The sequence below is a fragment of the Haloferax sp. YSSS75 genome (assembly GCF_046764215.1).
GTDB lineage: Archaea > Halobacteriota > Halobacteria > Halobacteriales > Haloferacaceae > Haloferax.
Window position 1 is genome coordinate 2,934,221 of the sequence record NZ_CP177206.1, and the last position, 15,661, is coordinate 2,949,881.

The 15,661-nt window shown below is 62.1% G+C and carries 13 protein-coding genes; 5 read left to right on the plus strand and 8 right to left on the minus strand.

What is annotated here, in order from left to right; translation table 11 throughout:
• Together ACK3R5_RS15290 and mdh are read right to left on the minus strand one after the other, a co-directional pair.
• A complete protein-coding gene (locus ACK3R5_RS15290; RefSeq protein ID WP_411967576.1) occupies positions 1-942 on the minus strand; it encodes a CPBP family intramembrane glutamic endopeptidase in 942 nt (313 codons plus the stop codon).
• A 117-nt stretch (positions 943-1,059) separates the two neighbouring features.
• Positions 1,060-1,974 carry a malate dehydrogenase gene (gene mdh / locus ACK3R5_RS15295; RefSeq protein WP_151161984.1) on the minus strand — a complete coding sequence of 305 codons (915 nt, stop codon included), beginning with the start codon at positions 1,972-1,974 and terminating at the stop codon, positions 1,060-1,062.
• A gap of 150 nt (positions 1,975-2,124) precedes the next feature.
• Between mdh and ACK3R5_RS15300 the strand changes: the two genes are divergently transcribed.
• Positions 2,125-2,781, plus strand: a complete 657-nt coding sequence (locus ACK3R5_RS15300; protein ID WP_411967577.1) for an Sjogren's syndrome/scleroderma autoantigen 1 family protein — start codon at positions 2,125-2,127, stop codon at positions 2,779-2,781.
• A gap of 73 nt (positions 2,782-2,854) precedes the next feature.
• A complete protein-coding gene (locus ACK3R5_RS15305) occupies positions 2,855-3,244 on the plus strand; it encodes a universal stress protein (RefSeq protein ID WP_411967578.1) in 390 nt (129 codons plus the stop codon).
• A 246-nt stretch (positions 3,245-3,490) separates the two neighbouring features.
• Here the strand turns inward: ACK3R5_RS15305 and ACK3R5_RS15310 are convergent, their stop codons facing one another.
• The 5 genes from ACK3R5_RS15310 to ACK3R5_RS15330 form a co-directional block, all read right to left on the minus strand.
• Positions 3,491-3,712, minus strand: a complete 222-nt coding sequence (locus ACK3R5_RS15310) for a hypothetical protein (protein WP_411967579.1) — start codon at positions 3,710-3,712, stop codon at positions 3,491-3,493.
• A gap of 144 nt (positions 3,713-3,856) precedes the next feature.
• Positions 3,857-6,394 carry a DEAD/DEAH box helicase gene (locus tag ACK3R5_RS15315; RefSeq protein ID WP_411967580.1) on the minus strand — a complete coding sequence of 846 codons (2,538 nt, stop codon included), beginning with the start codon at positions 6,392-6,394 and terminating at the stop codon, positions 3,857-3,859.
• Between the two features lie 354 nt (positions 6,395-6,748).
• Positions 6,749-7,633 carry a Zn-ribbon containing protein gene (locus ACK3R5_RS15320; protein WP_411967581.1) on the minus strand — a complete coding sequence of 295 codons (885 nt, stop codon included), beginning with the start codon at positions 7,631-7,633 and terminating at the stop codon, positions 6,749-6,751.
• A 78-nt stretch (positions 7,634-7,711) separates the two neighbouring features.
• Positions 7,712-8,104 (minus strand): DUF2073 domain-containing protein, encoded by a 393-nt coding sequence (locus ACK3R5_RS15325; protein WP_411964908.1) that lies wholly within the window; start codon positions 8,102-8,104, stop codon positions 7,712-7,714.
• A 6-nt stretch (positions 8,105-8,110) separates the two neighbouring features.
• Complete coding sequence (locus ACK3R5_RS15330) at positions 8,111-8,752, minus strand: Era-like GTP-binding protein (RefSeq protein WP_151111452.1); 642 nt, start codon at positions 8,750-8,752, stop codon at positions 8,111-8,113.
• Between the two features lie 1,455 nt (positions 8,753-10,207).
• Here ACK3R5_RS15330 and ACK3R5_RS15335 point away from each other — a divergent pair.
• The gene (locus tag ACK3R5_RS15335; protein ID WP_411967582.1) at positions 10,208-11,950 is read left to right on the plus strand and encodes a Cdc6/Cdc18 family protein; all 1,743 of its coding nucleotides are present in this window, start codon (positions 10,208-10,210) and stop codon (positions 11,948-11,950) included.
• 39 nt (positions 11,951-11,989) lie between these two features.
• On the opposite strand, the gene ACK3R5_RS15340 is transcribed toward ACK3R5_RS15335, so the two are convergent.
• Positions 11,990-12,766: a S26 family signal peptidase gene (locus tag ACK3R5_RS15340; protein WP_411967583.1), complete on the minus strand. Its 777-nt coding sequence runs from the start codon at positions 12,764-12,766 to the stop codon at positions 11,990-11,992.
• A 79-nt stretch (positions 12,767-12,845) separates the two neighbouring features.
• On the opposite strand from ACK3R5_RS15340, the gene ACK3R5_RS15345 reads away from it, so the two are divergent.
• Positions 12,846-14,429, plus strand: coding sequence for a DNA-directed DNA polymerase II small subunit (locus tag ACK3R5_RS15345; protein ID WP_411967584.1), 1,584 nt, complete (start codon positions 12,846-12,848; stop codon positions 14,427-14,429).
• A 95-nt stretch (positions 14,430-14,524) separates the two neighbouring features.
• Positions 14,525-15,652, plus strand: a complete 1,128-nt coding sequence (locus ACK3R5_RS15350) for an NADH:flavin oxidoreductase (RefSeq protein WP_411967585.1) — start codon at positions 14,525-14,527, stop codon at positions 15,650-15,652.
• Positions 15,653-15,661: the final 9 nt, after the last annotated feature.

The following is a 15,661-nucleotide window of genomic DNA, read 5'->3' on the forward strand; positions in this document are numbered from 1 at the left end:
CTATCGGACCGACGGTGACGTGCCAAACACCGGTGACCGAATCAAGAGGACGATGGCGAGGAGCACCCACGGGACGGCGACGACGACGCCGACGACAGTCGGGCCGAGCAGCGACGGTGCGCCGGACGTCGCGAAGATGAAGCCGATACCTGCGAAGGCGTTTATCATGCCGTGACCGAGTGCCGCGGGCCACACCGAGTCGGCACGGAGCGCGAGCCACGCGAGGAACGTCCCTGTCGCCGTCGTCATCCAGACCATCGCCAGAAAGCCGGTCCACGGCGCGCCGACGTAGTCGAAGCCGTAGTTGTACCCCATCGCGATGATGGGCCAGTGCCACGCGCCCCAGATGACACCGAGCACGAGGACGGCGCGGCGTCGGCCCAGGGGAAGCAGTTTCTGGAGCAGGTACGCCCGCCACCCGAGTTCCTCTCCGAAGGCGAACACCGTGTTCAGTGTCGCACCGAGGAGGAGTCCCTGAAGAACCTGTACGCCGAAGACGAGTTCCAGCGGTGCACCGGGTGGTAAGACGTCACGAAACGCCGAGGCGTTGGGGTCGAAATACACAGGGAAAACGACGAAGAACACCACCGTCCCGATGGCGGTGAGCAGGCCGGGTGCGAGCCACGCGAGAAGATACGTCCGGAGGTTCGACCGGAACGCGGGCCGAACGCGCAGGTTGTCCCACCCCTCGTCGGTGACGACGCGCGTGACGACGTTCGCGACGGCCGGTGAGAACATGTAGAACGTACTGACGAGGACGAGCCACAACGGGAGTCCGAACGCGACTTGTGGGGAGTCGGTCAACCCGCCCGTCGCGTAGACGACGAGCGCGGTGGCCCCGGAGAGACCGAAGGCGACGACGAGGAAGATGAAGACGCGACGCGACTCGACGGAGTCGGCACGTGCGTTCGAATCCGTCGGCGCGTCTCCAAGAGTAGCCATACGTGAATTATCGACTGGTGAGAAGAAAACGATTGGCCCGGCAGAGACACCTGTGTCGGCCGACGTGGAGACGCAGATGACTGCCAAAAAAGTCGGGTCGTCGCGAACAGGACCGCGTTACGCGATTTTGTTGTACTGGTCGCGGAGTTTCTCGGCGGCGTCGTCCATGAGGTCAGCCTCGTAGTCGTCGAGGTCCCACTCGACGACCTCTTCGATGCCGTTCGAGCCGAGCTTGACGGGGACGCCGAAGGCGGTGTCCTCGTAGCCGTACTCGCCGTCGAGGACGAGCGACCCGGGGAGCACTTCGCCGGTGTCGTGCAGGACCGCTTCGACCATGTGGGCGACGCCCGTCGCGGGGCCCCACTGAGTCGCGCCCTTGCGCTCGATGACGTCCATGGCGGACTCCTTGAGGTCGCCGAGAATCTCGTCTTTCTCGTCGGCGGAGAACGCGGGGTCGTTTCCGTTGACGCGGACCTTCGAGAAGACGGGGACCTGTGCGTCACCGTGTTCACCGAGGATGGTCGCATCGACGTTCTTGACCGGTGCGTCGAAGCGCTGGCTCAGGACGTAGCGGAAGCGCGCAGAGTCGAGACGGCCACCGAAGCCGATGACTTTGTGGCGGTCGCGGTCGCCCGTCTCGTAGAGGTGTCGGTTGAGCAGGTCGACGGGGTTCGACGTCGTAATCGAGACGAAGTCGTCGTTGTACTCGGCGAGCGACGAACCGATGTCGTCCATGATGGGTGCGTTGTCGCCCGCGAGGTCGATACGCGTCTGCCCGGGTTGACGCGGAATCCCCGCCGTGATGACGACCACGTCGGACCCGGCGGTGTCCTCGTAGCCACCCTGCGTCACGACCGTGTTCGAGTCGTACGCGATACCGTGGTTCGTGTCGGCCGCCTGCCCGACGGTCTTGTCTTCCATCTTCGGGATGTCTACGAAGACGAGTTCGTCACAGACATCACGAAGTGCGAGGTTGTATCCAGCCGCAGCGCCGACGGTGCCAGCCGCGCCAATCACGCTAACTTTGGTCATACCACACTAACGTGGCTCTGGATTCCGAGTAAACGTTTCGGAACGAACACCAAACCGCGGTCTGTCGATTTTATGTACGTCAATCGTCGAAGTACCCGTGTGCGAGTCGACGCCGTGGGGTTTTTCGACGTACACGGCGTCCATCCCCTCATGAGCGAGTTCGACAAGGAGGCAGAACGTCAGCGACTCCGGGAGAAGTACGAGCGCGACGAATCGAAGCGTCGTTCGACACAGCGGATGAGCGAGTTGCTCCTGAAGGGAGCGACGATGACGAACAAACACTGCGACCAGTGTGGTGACCCCATCTTCCGCTACGACGGACAGGAGTTCTGTCCGACCTGCCAGACGCAGGGACAGGCCGCCGCCAGCGCCGACGCGGACGCCGACAGTGCCGCCGAAGCAGTCGCAGAAGCAGAAGCGACGCCCGACGCCGGGGAAGCGACAACGGCATCCCAACAGGCCGACGACGCTGGACGGGCCACCGCCGGCGCGACGGCACAGGAAACGGACGGGCAATCCAACATCGCTGCTGGTGCGGCGCAGAACGCCACTGCCGACCCAGGCCAACCCCGAGACGCGTCTCCGACGGCCGACCCACGTCCGACCGAGGCGTCCGCGACGACAGGACGAACGTCGTCTCCCCGCCAGACGCAGTCTGACGAGGTTGCGAGTGCGCGCGAATCGCTCGTCCGGACGTTGACGTGGGCCGCAAACCAGGCAGAGTCGACAGACGACCCGCGACGCGCACGTGAGTTCCTCGCCGCGGCACGTGAAGCGGCCGAGGCGCTCGCCGCACTGGACCGATAGCCGACGCCTACTCCGAACTCGACGTCCGCGAAACGAGGAGAGAACTTACGCTTCACCCGACCATTCTACCGATATGCAGATTCTCATTCCCATCGACGGCACCGACGCGAGTAAACGCGCCCTCGACTTCGCCATCGAGATGGCCAGCCAGATGGGCGGGTCACTGCACGTCGTCCACTTTACGAACAAACCGACCGACGCCACCGAGGCGATTCTCGACGACGCACGAGGGCGACTCGCTTCGGCCAACATCTCGGCCGAACCGGAACTGACAACCCTCACAGTCGACGTCTGGAACGCCGACAGAGTCGGCAAAGAGATTCTCGACGTGGTGGAAGCACACGGGTACGACCACGTGGTGATGGGCCACCACGAAGACGGTACCGTCGAACGAGCAATCTTCGGCAGTGCCGCAGAGACAGTCCTCCGCGCAGAGGCGATACCGGTGACTATCGTCCCCTGACGAACCGGTGACTATCGTCCCCTGACGAACCGGTGACAATCGCGCCCTTGACGAATCGCTGACAACCGCGCTCTTGACGAAGCGGTGACAATCGCCCCCTGACGAAACGCTAGCCGACCAGCCCTGTGAAAATCAGACGTGGTGCTGTGCGGCGGGTCGACCCACCGACCGTGGGTCGCTTTCTCGGACCATCGAGTGCGACTGTGCGACTCGGCTATCGCGTTGGTTCGGACTCGCGCGGCCGAGTTAGGCGGCGCGAACGAGGTGACTCTCGGTTTCGGCGCGGACGAAGTCGTCGTCCGCGACGGTGTAGTGGTCAGTGTGGACGTACATCTCGCGCTCGTTCTCACGAGGTTCCGCCGCACAGAAGATATCCTGGTCGTCTACGTGACTCGATTCGTGCTGTGGGTCACCGTAGAACGTGCGCTGTCCGGTCGGGATGTCGGTGGACGAGAAAGAGTTACTCATGTTCGAGTAGTAAATTGGACGCCAGACACATAATAGTATCTCTGGTACAACAATAATGACCGATAGCGACGACGCTCGGGGCGATGCTGGCGATATCGCTGGTTGGCAGTCGGAACGACGCCTACAGAAATTCCCACCCGACGGTCAGCGGTAGTCGGACCCGACGACTTCTCGAATCCGCTCGGCGGTGACCTTGCCGACGCCACGGACGTCCTGTAAATCTTCTTCGTTCGCCGTCATCACCGCCTCGACGCTCCCGAACGCTTCGAGGAGGTTTCGGGCGGTCACCGGGCCGATGTCGGCGATGGCGGAGACGACGTACTCCTGTTGTTCGTCCAGCGTCTTCGCGCTCTTGCCGCCGTGGACGCTAACGTTCCGTTCTCGGTCTGTCTGTTCGCGCGTCGCGATGGTGGCGAGCATCTCGGCCGTGTCGTCTTCGTCCTCGGTGAAGAGGACGCTCACGCCGAAGTCGACGGCGACGGACGACAGCGCCCCGCGAATCGCACCGGGGTGGATGTTGCGCTCCTCGTAGAGACCACGGCCTTCGACGATGAGGAGTGGTCGCGCGTAGTGGCGGGTGAGGTCCGCGATTTGGTCGAAGAGCGACCGGTCCCCACCCGTGAGCGTGTCGAGGAAGTCCGAGACGCTCTTGCGTTCGACTGCGACGCGGTCAGAGAGGACGTAGTCACCCACGGCGAGCGTCTCGAGTCGCGTCGTCAGGTCGTCGCGCTTCGAGAGCGTCCGGGCGATGTGTGAGTCGAGTTCGCGCTGGTCGACGACGATTTCGACACCGTCGTCGGACCCCGCTTTGGCGATGGTTCCGGACGCTTCGTCGCTGGCGTCCTCGGGGCCAGAGTCGTCTTCGCTCGTCGCGGTGTCGCCTGATTCCTCGTCACTATCGTCGTCGGGTTCGGCCCTCGCCAACTCCTCGTCGGACGGTCCGAAGTCTGCGAGACCCGACTGACCGTTCGTCGCACTGGCGGCGGCGACGTTCTCGGCGGGTTGGTCCGGAGATGAGTTCGCGTCCGCATCGGTTCCCGAGTCCGCCGCGTTGCCGTCCGCAACCCCCTCGTTTCCGGTGGAACCGTCGCCGGCGAACTCCGCTAAGTCACGCTGAGAGTGGTCGAGTTCCGCCTCGATTTCGGGTGCGGCACTCTTCAGTTCGCGAAGTTCCTCTTGCATCGTCTTCTCGCGTCGACGCGAAATCCAGAAGTACGCCTCGTCGCGCGTATCTTCCGCCAACAGGACGACGACGCGCCCGTCGGCCTGTCGGCCGGTCCGACCCTTGCGCTGAATCGAGCGAATGGCCGTCGGCACGGGTTCGAAAAAGAGCACCAGGTCGACTTCCGGCACGTCCAATCCCTCTTCTGCGACGGACGTGGAGACGAGCACTTCGAACTCGCCGTTGCGGAACTTGTCGAGCGTCTCCTGTTGTTCTTTCTGGGACATCCCGTCCGAGCCTTCTCGGTCACCCTGTCCGACGAATCGCCGGACGGAGAAGTTCTCCGAGAGGAACTCGGTCAACGCTTCGGCGGTGTCGCGCGACTCCGTGAAGACGATGACGCGCTCTCCGTCGTGGATACCGAGCGTCTCTGCGAGGAGGATGCGCGTCTTTCGGAACTTGGGGTGGAGGTCGTCGAACGACTCGGCTTTGCGCATCGCTTCGCGAACCTTCGGTTCGGCCACGAGTCGCTGACTCGCCTTCGACGCACCGGACGAACGCGCCGCGTTTCGCTGGCGTTCGAAGTACCGACGGACGGATTCGACAGATTGTGTCTCGACGAGTTCGACCGCTCGTCGGAGTTTCATCACCTCCGCGTGCGTCGACATCCCCTTGTAGCCCTCAGACTTGTCGGCGTTCATCAGGCGCTGGAGTTCCGCTCGCATCCGATTGAGGTCCTTCTGTGAGACGTCGGGTTTCGTCGAGCGTGCGACGCCCAGTTCCTTGAGTTTCTCCAGACGGTCGGTGATGACTTCGTTGAGCGCGTCGCGTATCTCCAGAATCTCGTCGGGCAGTTGGATGCGGTTCCACTCGACGTCGGTGTCGTGGGTGTACTCGTCGACGTCGGCGTCCTCTTCTGTCATCACCTCCACGTCGGCGATACCGAGGTTCTCACACACTTCGAGGATGGCCTCTTCGTCGCCACCGGGCGAGGCACTCATCCCGGTGACGAGTGGGTTTTCGGCATCGGCGTGGTACCGTTCGGCGATGTAGACGTACGCGTAGTCACCGCTCGCGCGGTGGCACTCGTCGAACGTGAGGTGCGTCACGTCCCGGAGCGAGATTCGGTTACCGATGAGGTCGTTTTCGATGACCTGTGGCGTGGCGATGATAATCTGGGCCTCTTCCCAGAGTTCCGCTCTGTCGTCGGGACGGACGTCGCCGGTGAAGACGACGATTTCGTCGTCGGGGATGGTGAGCGCCTCGCGGTAGAAGTCGGCGTGCTGTTGGACGAGTGGCTTGGTCGGGGCCAAGAACAGCGACTTGCCACCGACTTCGTACAACCGTTCGGCCGTGACGAGGAGACTGACCGTCGTCTTGCCGAGGCCAGTCGGGAGACAGACGAGGGTGTGGTCGTCGCGCGCGGTGCCTGCGAGTCGAATCTGATAGAGTCGCCGCTCGATGAACGACGGGACGAGTAGCGGGTGGTCGACGTACGCGACGTCCTCAGAGGCCGGCATCGGTTGCGATTACGCGCGCTCTCCGATAAGGGTTCGTAGAGTACGGTGAAAGTGAAAGTGTCCGCCGACCGTTGCGGCGGTGACAATCGTCACCGCGCGCCGTCAGCGGTGTCGAAGTCGGGGTCGTCTGGTCGCGGTTCCGGAAGTGACGCTCCCACGAGCGCCGCCCACTCGGCGACCTTGTTGTTGGTTTGGGTGTCGGACATAGCGCCTCACCAGTAGAATATACTCTCAACTCCCGTATATAATGATTGTGCCTATGCGAGGGCTGTGCCTACCTGTCCACGGGAAGTCGAGGGGTGCAGGCAACGGCGCGCGGTGACGGACGGGGCGACCCGTCTGCGACAGAGACGCTCAGTCTTCTCTGGAGCCCGGTCCCCAGGAGTCCGGAACCTCGATGACGTACCGGCCGTCTTCTTTGAGCGAGATGATGTACTCGTCCCGGTCGTACAGTTCCATGAGGTTGAGTTCGTACTGGCCGGGGTTGACGATCTTGATACTCTCGAACTGGTCGTTGAGTTCTTCGCGGAGTTCGTCGAGATTCGGGCGTTCGTCCGACGAGGGTTCGATAGTCGTTCCGTCGGTTGTCGGCGGCGCGTCGTCGCGTGCTGCCTCCCGCCGTTCCGGTGTGTCGGCGTCGCCAGCGGGCGTCACACCCGGTTGTTCGGCTGTACCTCGTCGGTGCTTCTCGTCGACGGCAGCGAGTTCCTCGGGTGAGACGACGTCGCTTCGGGCGCTCTTCTGCGACGTGTCTTCGTCCGTCTCGCGTGCGCGGATGTGAGGTTTCGACGCGGACGGTTCGGGTGGTTGCTCGTCCGACGGAGACGCAGGCGGCGTGTCGGACGCGGGCGAGTCGTCTGGCGCGTCGGGCCACTCGCCCCACTCTCGTGACGGGTCTTCTCCGGTTCGGTCGGCGGTCGGTTCGGGTGCAGGTTCGGTCTGCGTGTCGGGTGTACCGGCATCCGCCGGCGGTGCAGACTCGTCTCGTTCCTGAACCCAATCGCTGACCGTCAACTCTTCGTCTGTGGTGTCGGGACGGGCGTCCGTCTGTTCGGCCCGTTCTCGGACTGCGTCTGCCGCAGAGGAGGTCAGGTCCCGCGTTCCGGCACCGCTCCGTGTGGGAGTGTCGTCACTGGGTTTCGCGGCACCGCCAGTGCCCGTCTTGGGCTTGAACTGGAACTTGTTTCCGCCGCAGTTCGGACACCCCGAAAGCATCTCCTTCGAACCGTCAGGGAACACCTTTCCGCACGTCGTGCATTGATGTGGCATTGATAGATGTGGGCGCCGGATGGCGCGTGAGTTGTGGTTGGTGACCTCCTACTTCCGTGAGACGAGCGCGCTGATGAGATTCTCGTCTTTGTGGAGCGTCTGAATCTGGTTCGCCGGACCGATGACCGTGAGTTTCTGCGTCGATTGCCGACCCATGAGTCGGTCGAGGAAACTCTGGTCTGCGGTCTGCGAGCGCGGATACGTCTCGATTTCGATGCCGTTGAACTCGTCGGGGCTGATTTCGGCCATCGTCACTTCGATGAGTTTGGACTCTTCGTCGGGTGAGAGACCCTCTTCGAGGATGACGATGTTCCCGTCGCGGACGCCATCGAGGATGAGGCGAATCTTCTCCATGCTCGTGAGGTTTGCCATCCGGTTACCACTGAAGAGGTCTATCTGAACCCCGCCAGCGCCGTTGTCGGAGGCCGTTGCTTCAGGCATGGTGAATCACGCGAAGTACTCCGCTATCTTGGCGTACACTTCGTCCATGTTCTCTCCCTCGAGTGCCGAGAGTTCGACCGTCTCGTGTTGCGGGTACGCGTTCGCAATACGCTCGACGTTCGACTCTTCGAGGTCGATTTTGTTGGCGAAGATGAGCACCGGCAGGTCCTGGCTCTCGATGATGCCGATGAGCATCGTGTTGACCTGCGATATCGGGTCTTTCGTACTGTCGAGCACGTAGATGACGCCATCGACGTCCTCGCGAAGCCAGTGCATGGCTTCGGCGACGCCTTCGGTCGCCTCACGGGAGCGACGAACGGCGTCGTCTTTCTCCATGTCGTGTTCGAGGAACTCTTTGTAGTCGACTTTCGTCGTGACACCGGGCGTGTCGACGATGTCGATGGTGACTTTCTTGCCATCCCGTTCGATTTCGACGTTCTCCTTTCGGCGAGCGCGTCGAGTCTCGTGAGGGATGTGGCTCTCTGGACCGATTGCGTCACCGGTCCAATCACGGGCGATTCGATTTGCGAGAGTCGTCTTCCCGGCGTTGGGCGGGCCATAGATTCCGATTCGCTTGGGCTCGCTCTCCGAAAAGAGCCGGTCGACGACTCGTGAGATGCTGTCTCGTAGGTCTGTAAGCAGTCCCATCCTGGGCCTCCCGCTCCTCCCGAACTCGTCGTGGAGGGCGTATGGAGGTATCACCCAACCGGACTCACTTAAGCACTACGTCAGACACTAGTCAAGTTTCAGATATAAAACGTGAAACCCGGATTCTGTGTCGTTTCGGGTCGAACCCCTCGAAACGGCCCGATACGATGGTGAGACAGGCGTGGTCTCTGTGTGATTCGGTAATTCGAGGGGGATAGATAGTCTTCTTTCCGTGTACACGTGTGAGCGCGTCACCTCACATCCGAGGGTGGTTCTCGAACGTCGACAGAACGGACAGGGCCGTCACCAGTCGTGCGCAGTGGTCACGATGCACACGAAATAGACGGGGGCGAACACCCCCACCCCTTCGTTTCAGGTGGAACGGCCCGAGAGGGTGGGGTCGGGTGAACCGCTAGACGGCGGTCAGCTGTTAATTCATTAACCCGTGGTAACAATAAAAACAATTCTTCCTCTACTACGGGTTTGGTAGCCAGTGACGTGTAATAAAACCACCCCTTTGTAGAACCAGCCGAGACCCCCTCCCCACCTATTCTCGTCTCCAATCGAAATGAAGGGGTGTGGGGGCATCGAGACCCAGGGGTTTCCCGTCGAACTGGAGATCAGCCACTTATATTCGCTCGAAACCGTCGGTTAATCACCCTCGTCAGGCCCTCAAGCTCTCGGATTATTCGATACAGTGATTCACCGGTTTCCACACGAAACCAAGGGGTTACGGGACCCAATTTTTCGAGTCGGCTAGGACCATCTCCGTCGACACGAACTCGATTCCAGTCCACGAGAACCACTCGTGTCGCTCGACTCACACCGAACTGTGGGTTCGGCGCCGGGCGATCCCCGTCTGTTACTCGATTCGAGGACGACGTCACGGCACGCAACTCTTGTGCGCGTCGGTCACCTCAGCATCGGACCGACACGGACGCCTCAGCATCGGACCGACGCGGATGCCAGCAACCGACGATACCTTCGTCCGGGTCATCGCTGGTTCGACCCCGACCGAACGGTCCACATTTCCGACGGACTCACGCACTGGAGCGTTACCGTCCACCCCCCGAGGGCATCACTTCAGGTCGAACGACATCGCGTTCGGTAGCCTCGACGCGGCACCACCCGGCTCACTTGCCGAATCGTCGTCCACACGCATCCGAATCACACCGTCCAAACTCATCACGTCACGTCCTTTTCGTCCAGAGTGTTCGGTTCGAACGACCGACGACTGTTCGTGTCGAAACCGTTCTCATCTGCCGATTTCGCGGTGTTCACCCGGTAGACGAGTCGGAGAAGTAAGACTTTTGTACCAACTGTTCGTTTGGTTCCTTTGCATCATCTGGAAGCGCCTTCTGTGGCTATCGGAGTTGAAACCGGTCATCACCGGTTACATACTCTCTCTGGGCCGTTTTGGGCGCACATTCCACTTGAAACGAGGGGGCATACACGATGGACGAGGAAGAAACACCAGGCGAAAGCCGGAACGGAGAGGGGGATACCCTGGCGGACGACGCCGACGGGCGTGGTGACGCGTCGAGCGTCTCCGCTGAGGACATCGACATCCAGGCCAGCATCGGTCCCGACACGGACGTCCCCGACGAGGAGGACGGCGTTGACGAACTCCGTTCGTCAGCCCACCAGACAGAGTCTGGTGACGTCGACGAACAGGTTCCGTCGGTCCACGAGACGGAGGCCGACGACGTTGCCGAGGAAACCTCGGCAGACAACCGGACACAGTCCGGTGGCGTGGACCAGCACAAAGACCCGGACGTCGGACTCGACAAAGTCGTCCTGAACGACGACGACGGGTCGAAAGGCCTCTTCGACGATTTACTCGCGGGCGAACCCATCTTCGAGAACAAGGAGGTCCTTCGCCCCTCGTACACGCCGCACGAACTCCCGCACCGTACCGACCAAATCAACCAGATGGCGACGATTCTCGTCTCCGCCCTCCGCGGCGAGACGCCGTCGAACATCCTCATCTACGGGAAGACGGGGACCGGAAAGACAGCGAGTGCGAAGTTCGTCAGCCAAGAACTCGAATCGACGTCGATGAAGTACGACGTCCCGTGTGAAGTCGAATACATCAACTGCGAGGTGACGGATACCCAGTATCGTGTCCTGGCTCAACTCGCGAACAAGTTCATCGAGAAGAACTTCGAGCGCATCGAGGCGGAACTCGACGAGTTGGACGAGATGCGCACGCGGGCGACAGAAAACCCGAACGCACTCGAAGACACCCCCTACGACTCGATTGCCGAGATAGACGAACGCGCGGAAGAACTCTCCGAGGACGCCGACGAGATGGAGACGGTACCGATGACGGGGTGGCCGACAGACCGCGTCTATACGACGTTCTTCGACGCCGTCGATTACAAAGAACGCGTCGTCGTCATCATGCTCGACGAAATCGACAAACTCGTCGAGAAATCCGGCGACGACACGCTCTACAACCTCTCGCGGATGAATTCGGAACTGGAAAACTCGCGCATCTCTATCATGGGCATCTCGAACGACCTGAAGTTCACCGACTTCCTCGACCCACGGGTCAAATCGAGCCTCGGCGAGGAAGAAATCGTCTTCCCGCCGTACGACGCCAACCAACTCCGAGATATCCTCCAGCACCGCGCCGACGTAGCCTTCAAAGGTGGCGCGCTGACCGACGACGTCATCCCGCTGTGTGCGGCGTTCGCCGCGCAGGAACACGGTGACGCACGCCGGGCACTCGACTTACTCCGAACTGCCGGCGAACTCGCAGAACGCGGGCAGGCCGACACCGTCGAAGAAGCACACGTCAGACAGGCACAGGACAAAATCGAACTCGACCGGGTGGTCGAAGTCGTCCGGACGCTCCCGACGCAGTCGAAAATCGTCCTGTTTGCCATCATCCTCCTCGAGAAGAACGGCGTCCGCAACATCAACACCGGCGAGGTGTTCAACATCTACAAGCGCCTCTGTGAGGAGATAGACGCCGACGTCCTCACACAGCGTCGCGTCACCGACCTCATCTCGGAACTCGACATGCTCGGCATCGTCAACGCCGTCGTCGTCTCCAAGGGTCGCTACGGCCGAACCAAGGAAATCAGCCTCTCCGTTCCTATCGACGAGACGGAAGCGGTCCTGTTGACCGACTCGCGCCTCGGAGACATCGAGAGTGCCCAACCGTTCGTGCAGGCGCGGTTCGACAACTGATTCGGAATCAGAACGTGGGTGCGAACGTTTTACCGTTCTCTACGCCGCCAGCGGCGGCGTTGCGACGTGGTTCGAGCCAGCAGGGTCGGCAGGGCTTGGCACGTCTTCGACTGGGACTGGAACTGGGGTAATCGGTGTCGTCGACGACATCGTACTGGCGAGCGTCAGGCGGACCCACCCGAGGAACGGGATGCGAACGCGCGCGACACCCTGTACCCACTCGGCGCGAACAGGGTCGCTGATACCGCTCACCTGGTCGTAGCGGGGGTTGTTGTCACCTTTGGTGATGAACCCGTCGTACGGGGCCGGACAGTGTGCGAGTTGCTCGCAGTTGGACGCCGACATGTAGTCGGGGTTCGCTCTGTCGTACCAGTTTTCACCTTCTTCGACCCAGAGCATGGACCGATGGATAATCGGTGGGCCGCCGACACCCGGATTGTCGTAGACGATGACGTTCCCGGCGTCGCCGAAGGTCCGATAGCCGACTTCTGAACCCGTCTCGGCGGTGACGACGGAGGTGCCTTCGACTGCAGCGTCGGGCGCATAGCGCTCGGGACCCGTGACGAACACGAGGTCACCTTTGTGCATGTGTGGTTCCATGCTTCCGCTCTCGACGGCGACCATGGGTGGCCACACACCGCTGACAGCAAACAAGAGTAACCCGACGGCGAGCACCGCGAGTGCGCTGACGAGCGCCTCGCGAACGAATAAGAGTGGGCCGTCGTCCGCCGTCCGAAGTCGTTTGAGAAGTCCTTCGTCGGGGTCGGGACCGCCTCTCGCCTCGTCGAACGGCGGGCGGTCGTCGTCGGCACTCATCACCCTCAGTATACCCGGGCCGGGTTTCAACGTTCTGGGTTTCGGCATCCTTTTTGCTCCGCTCCGCCGATTCCGGCGTGTGCCACAGGAGACGCCGGCGCGCATCGTTCGGGCACTCGTCAGTCGCGGCTACAACGCCGAACGCGAGGCCGTGACGCTCATCGCCGGGTCAGAGAACCCGAGCGTGACGCTCACTCGAGTCGTCGAGTCGGTTCCGGACGACGCGCTTCGCATCACGACCGACCACGTCCGCGAGGTGCTCGCGTCGGCACCCGCCTCGGACCCACCGGGGACCGAATCGGCCAGCGGTCCAGCCACTGAAGACCCCCCTGTTTCCGCTGCAACATCGACCGATAGAGACGAACCTGTTGGCGATTCGACTCCACCTGAAACAGAGGGTGGGGCGAGTGAACGAAACGCAGACCGGTCGGCGAGCGGACGAAACACGGACTCCTCGCTTCGCTCGCTCGACATCGCGAACGACATGACCGGGCAGTCGACCGGAACCGGCGAGTACGGCGACTTCGTGAAGGTGTTCCGCGACCGGTACGAGAAGCTCTCGAAGATGCTTCGTGGGCGGGTCAACCACCGCCCCGCGAAAGCCATCTCGAAGATGTCTGGCGGGGAAGACGCCGAACTCATCGGTCTCGTTGACGACGTTCGGTCGACCAAGAGCGGCCACTGGATAATCGACCTCGAAGACACGACTGGCACCTTCCCGTGTCTCGTGATGAAAGACAAGGACATCGCCGCGAACGTGTCCGAACTCCTCATGGACGAGTGTATCGCGGTCCAAGGGACGCTCTCGGGTGACGCGGGTATCCTCTTCGTCGATTCGCTGCACTTCCCGGACGTGCCGCGTAGCTACCGTCCGAACACGGCAGACCGTCACGTACAGGCGGCGCTCATCTCCGACGTCCACGTCGGCAGTCAGGAGTTCATGGAGGGTGCGTGGAACCGCTTCGCAGATTGGCTTCACACCGAGGAAGCCGAAAATATCGAGTATCTCCTCATCGCCGGCGACATGGTCGAAGGCGTCGGTGTCTACCCGAATCAGGACGAGGAACTCGACATTATCGACATCTACGACCAGTACCGCGCGTTCTCGGAGCACCTCAAGTCGGTGCCGGGTGACCTCGATATCGTGATGATTCCGGGCAACCACGACGCGGTTCGTCTCGCAGAACCACAACCCGGATTCGACGACAACTTACGCGACATCATGTCGGCCCACGACGCCACAATCACGTCTAACCCCTCGATGGTGACGCTCGAAGGCGTCAAGATACTCATGTACCACGGCGTCTCGCTGGACGAAGTCATCGCCGAACTCCCGTCCGAGAAGGCGAGTTACGACGAACCGCACAAGGCGATGTATCAGCTTCTGAAGAAGCGACACGTCGCGCCGCAGTTCGGTGGACACACGCGTCTCGCCCCCGAGGAACTCGACTATCTCGTCATGGAGGACGTCCCCGACATCTTCCACACCGGCCACGTCCACAAACTCGGATGGGGGAAGTATCACAACGTCCTCGCGGTCAACTCCGGGTGCTGGCAGGCCCAGACCGACTTCCAGAAGTCCGTCAACATCGACCCAGACTCGGGATACGCGCCCATCGTGGACCTCGACACGCTGAACATGACGGTCAGAAAGTTCTCGTAACACCGGCCACGGGTGTGGGGTGGTACCACGACGGATGTGGCTCTCGCGAACCAGACCGCCGTCTCCTTTTCATCGTCGCGTTCGGAACGCAGGTGATGTCTGACGATGTGCTGTTCGACGCGACGACAGTGAACGACCTCACACTGGAGAACCGTGCCGGTCTCGCACCAATGACTCGTGTCAGTGCGTCGGCCGACGGCCGAGCGACCGACGAGATGGCACGGTACTACGCGAAGTTCGCCGACGGCGGCTTTTCGTTCCTCGTCACCGAGGGCGTTTACACCGACGACGCCTACAGTCAGGGCTATCTCAACCAACCCGGCCTCGTCACGGACGACCACGTCGCGGCGTGGACGCAGGTCACAGACGCCGTTCACGACGCCGACACACCCATCTTCGCGCAGTTGATGCACGCTGGCGCACAGTCACAGGGTAATCCACACGTCGACGGTGAGGTGACACTCGGGCCGTCACCGGTCCAACCCGCCGGTGAGCAGGCCGAACCCTACGGCGGGAGCGGGGAGTTCGCCGTCTCGAAGGAGGCGACTGCAGCGGACCTCGAAGTCGTCCTCGAGGGGTTCGTCGACGCGGCGACGAACGCAGTCGAGGCTGGATTCGACGGCGTCGAAGTCCACGGTGCGAACGGCTACCTCCTCAACGAGTTCCTCGCGGCCGACGCGAATCAGCGAGACGACGAGTACGGTGGTACGCCCGAAGACCGGGTTCGATTCCCGGCAGAAGTCGTCTCGGCCATCGACGACGCAGTCCCCGACGACTTCGTCGTCGGCGTTCGTGTCTCACAGACCAAGGTGACTGACGACAGCTACGAGTGGCCCGAAGGCGAGGACGCCGCCGCAGTCTTCTTCGCGGAACTCTCCTCGGCCGGTGCCGACTACGTCCACACGACCGAACCGGATGCGACCACTCCCGCGTTCGGTGACGACGGACCGACGCTCGCCGACGCGGCAGTCGAGTACGTCCAAGACGGAACAGTCGTCGTCGCCAACGGTGGGCTTGGCGACCCCAACGCAGCACGGCAGACTGTCGACGCCGGTGTCGACCTCTTCACACTCGGGACGAGTGCGCTCGCCAACCCGGACTGGCCGACTCGCGTGGCCGATGGCGACGCTCTCGAGGAGTTCGACCCGACTGCCTTCCTCGCACCGATGGCGAGAATCTCCGACCACGAAGTGCCGGCGGACGCACCGCCCGCGGACGACTGAACCCCTTCG

What these genes read in the sequence shown, in the direction of transcription:
- ACK3R5_RS15330 (WP_151111452.1), bottom strand. Translation starts at nt 8,752, where the DNA reads ATGGGACTGCTTACAGACCTACGAGACAGCATCTCACGAGTCGTCGAC.
- ACK3R5_RS15350 (WP_411967585.1), top strand. Translation starts at nt 14,525, where the DNA reads ATGTCTGACGATGTGCTGTTCGACGCGACGACAGTGAACGACCTCACA.
- ACK3R5_RS15300 (WP_411967577.1), top strand. Translation starts at nt 2,125, where the DNA reads ATGAGCGAGTTCGACAAGGAGGCAGAACGTCAGCGACTCCGGGAGAAG.
- mdh (WP_151161984.1), bottom strand. Translation starts at nt 1,974, where the DNA reads ATGACCAAAGTTAGCGTGATTGGCGCGGCTGGCACCGTCGGCGCTGCG.
- ACK3R5_RS15325 (WP_411964908.1), bottom strand. Translation starts at nt 8,104, where the DNA reads ATGCCTGAAGCAACGGCCTCCGACAACGGCGCTGGCGGGGTTCAGATA.
- ACK3R5_RS15290 (WP_411967576.1), bottom strand. Translation starts at nt 942, where the DNA reads ATGGCTACTCTTGGAGACGCGCCGACGGATTCGAACGCACGTGCCGAC.
- ACK3R5_RS15340 (WP_411967583.1), bottom strand. Translation starts at nt 12,766, where the DNA reads ATGAGTGCCGACGACGACCGCCCGCCGTTCGACGAGGCGAGAGGCGGT.
- ACK3R5_RS15310 (WP_411967579.1), bottom strand. Translation starts at nt 3,712, where the DNA reads ATGAGTAACTCTTTCTCGTCCACCGACATCCCGACCGGACAGCGCACG.
- ACK3R5_RS15315 (WP_411967580.1), bottom strand. Translation starts at nt 6,394, where the DNA reads ATGCCGGCCTCTGAGGACGTCGCGTACGTCGACCACCCGCTACTCGTC.
- ACK3R5_RS15335 (WP_411967582.1), top strand. Translation starts at nt 10,208, where the DNA reads ATGGACGAGGAAGAAACACCAGGCGAAAGCCGGAACGGAGAGGGGGAT.
- ACK3R5_RS15305 (WP_411967578.1), top strand. Translation starts at nt 2,855, where the DNA reads ATGCAGATTCTCATTCCCATCGACGGCACCGACGCGAGTAAACGCGCC.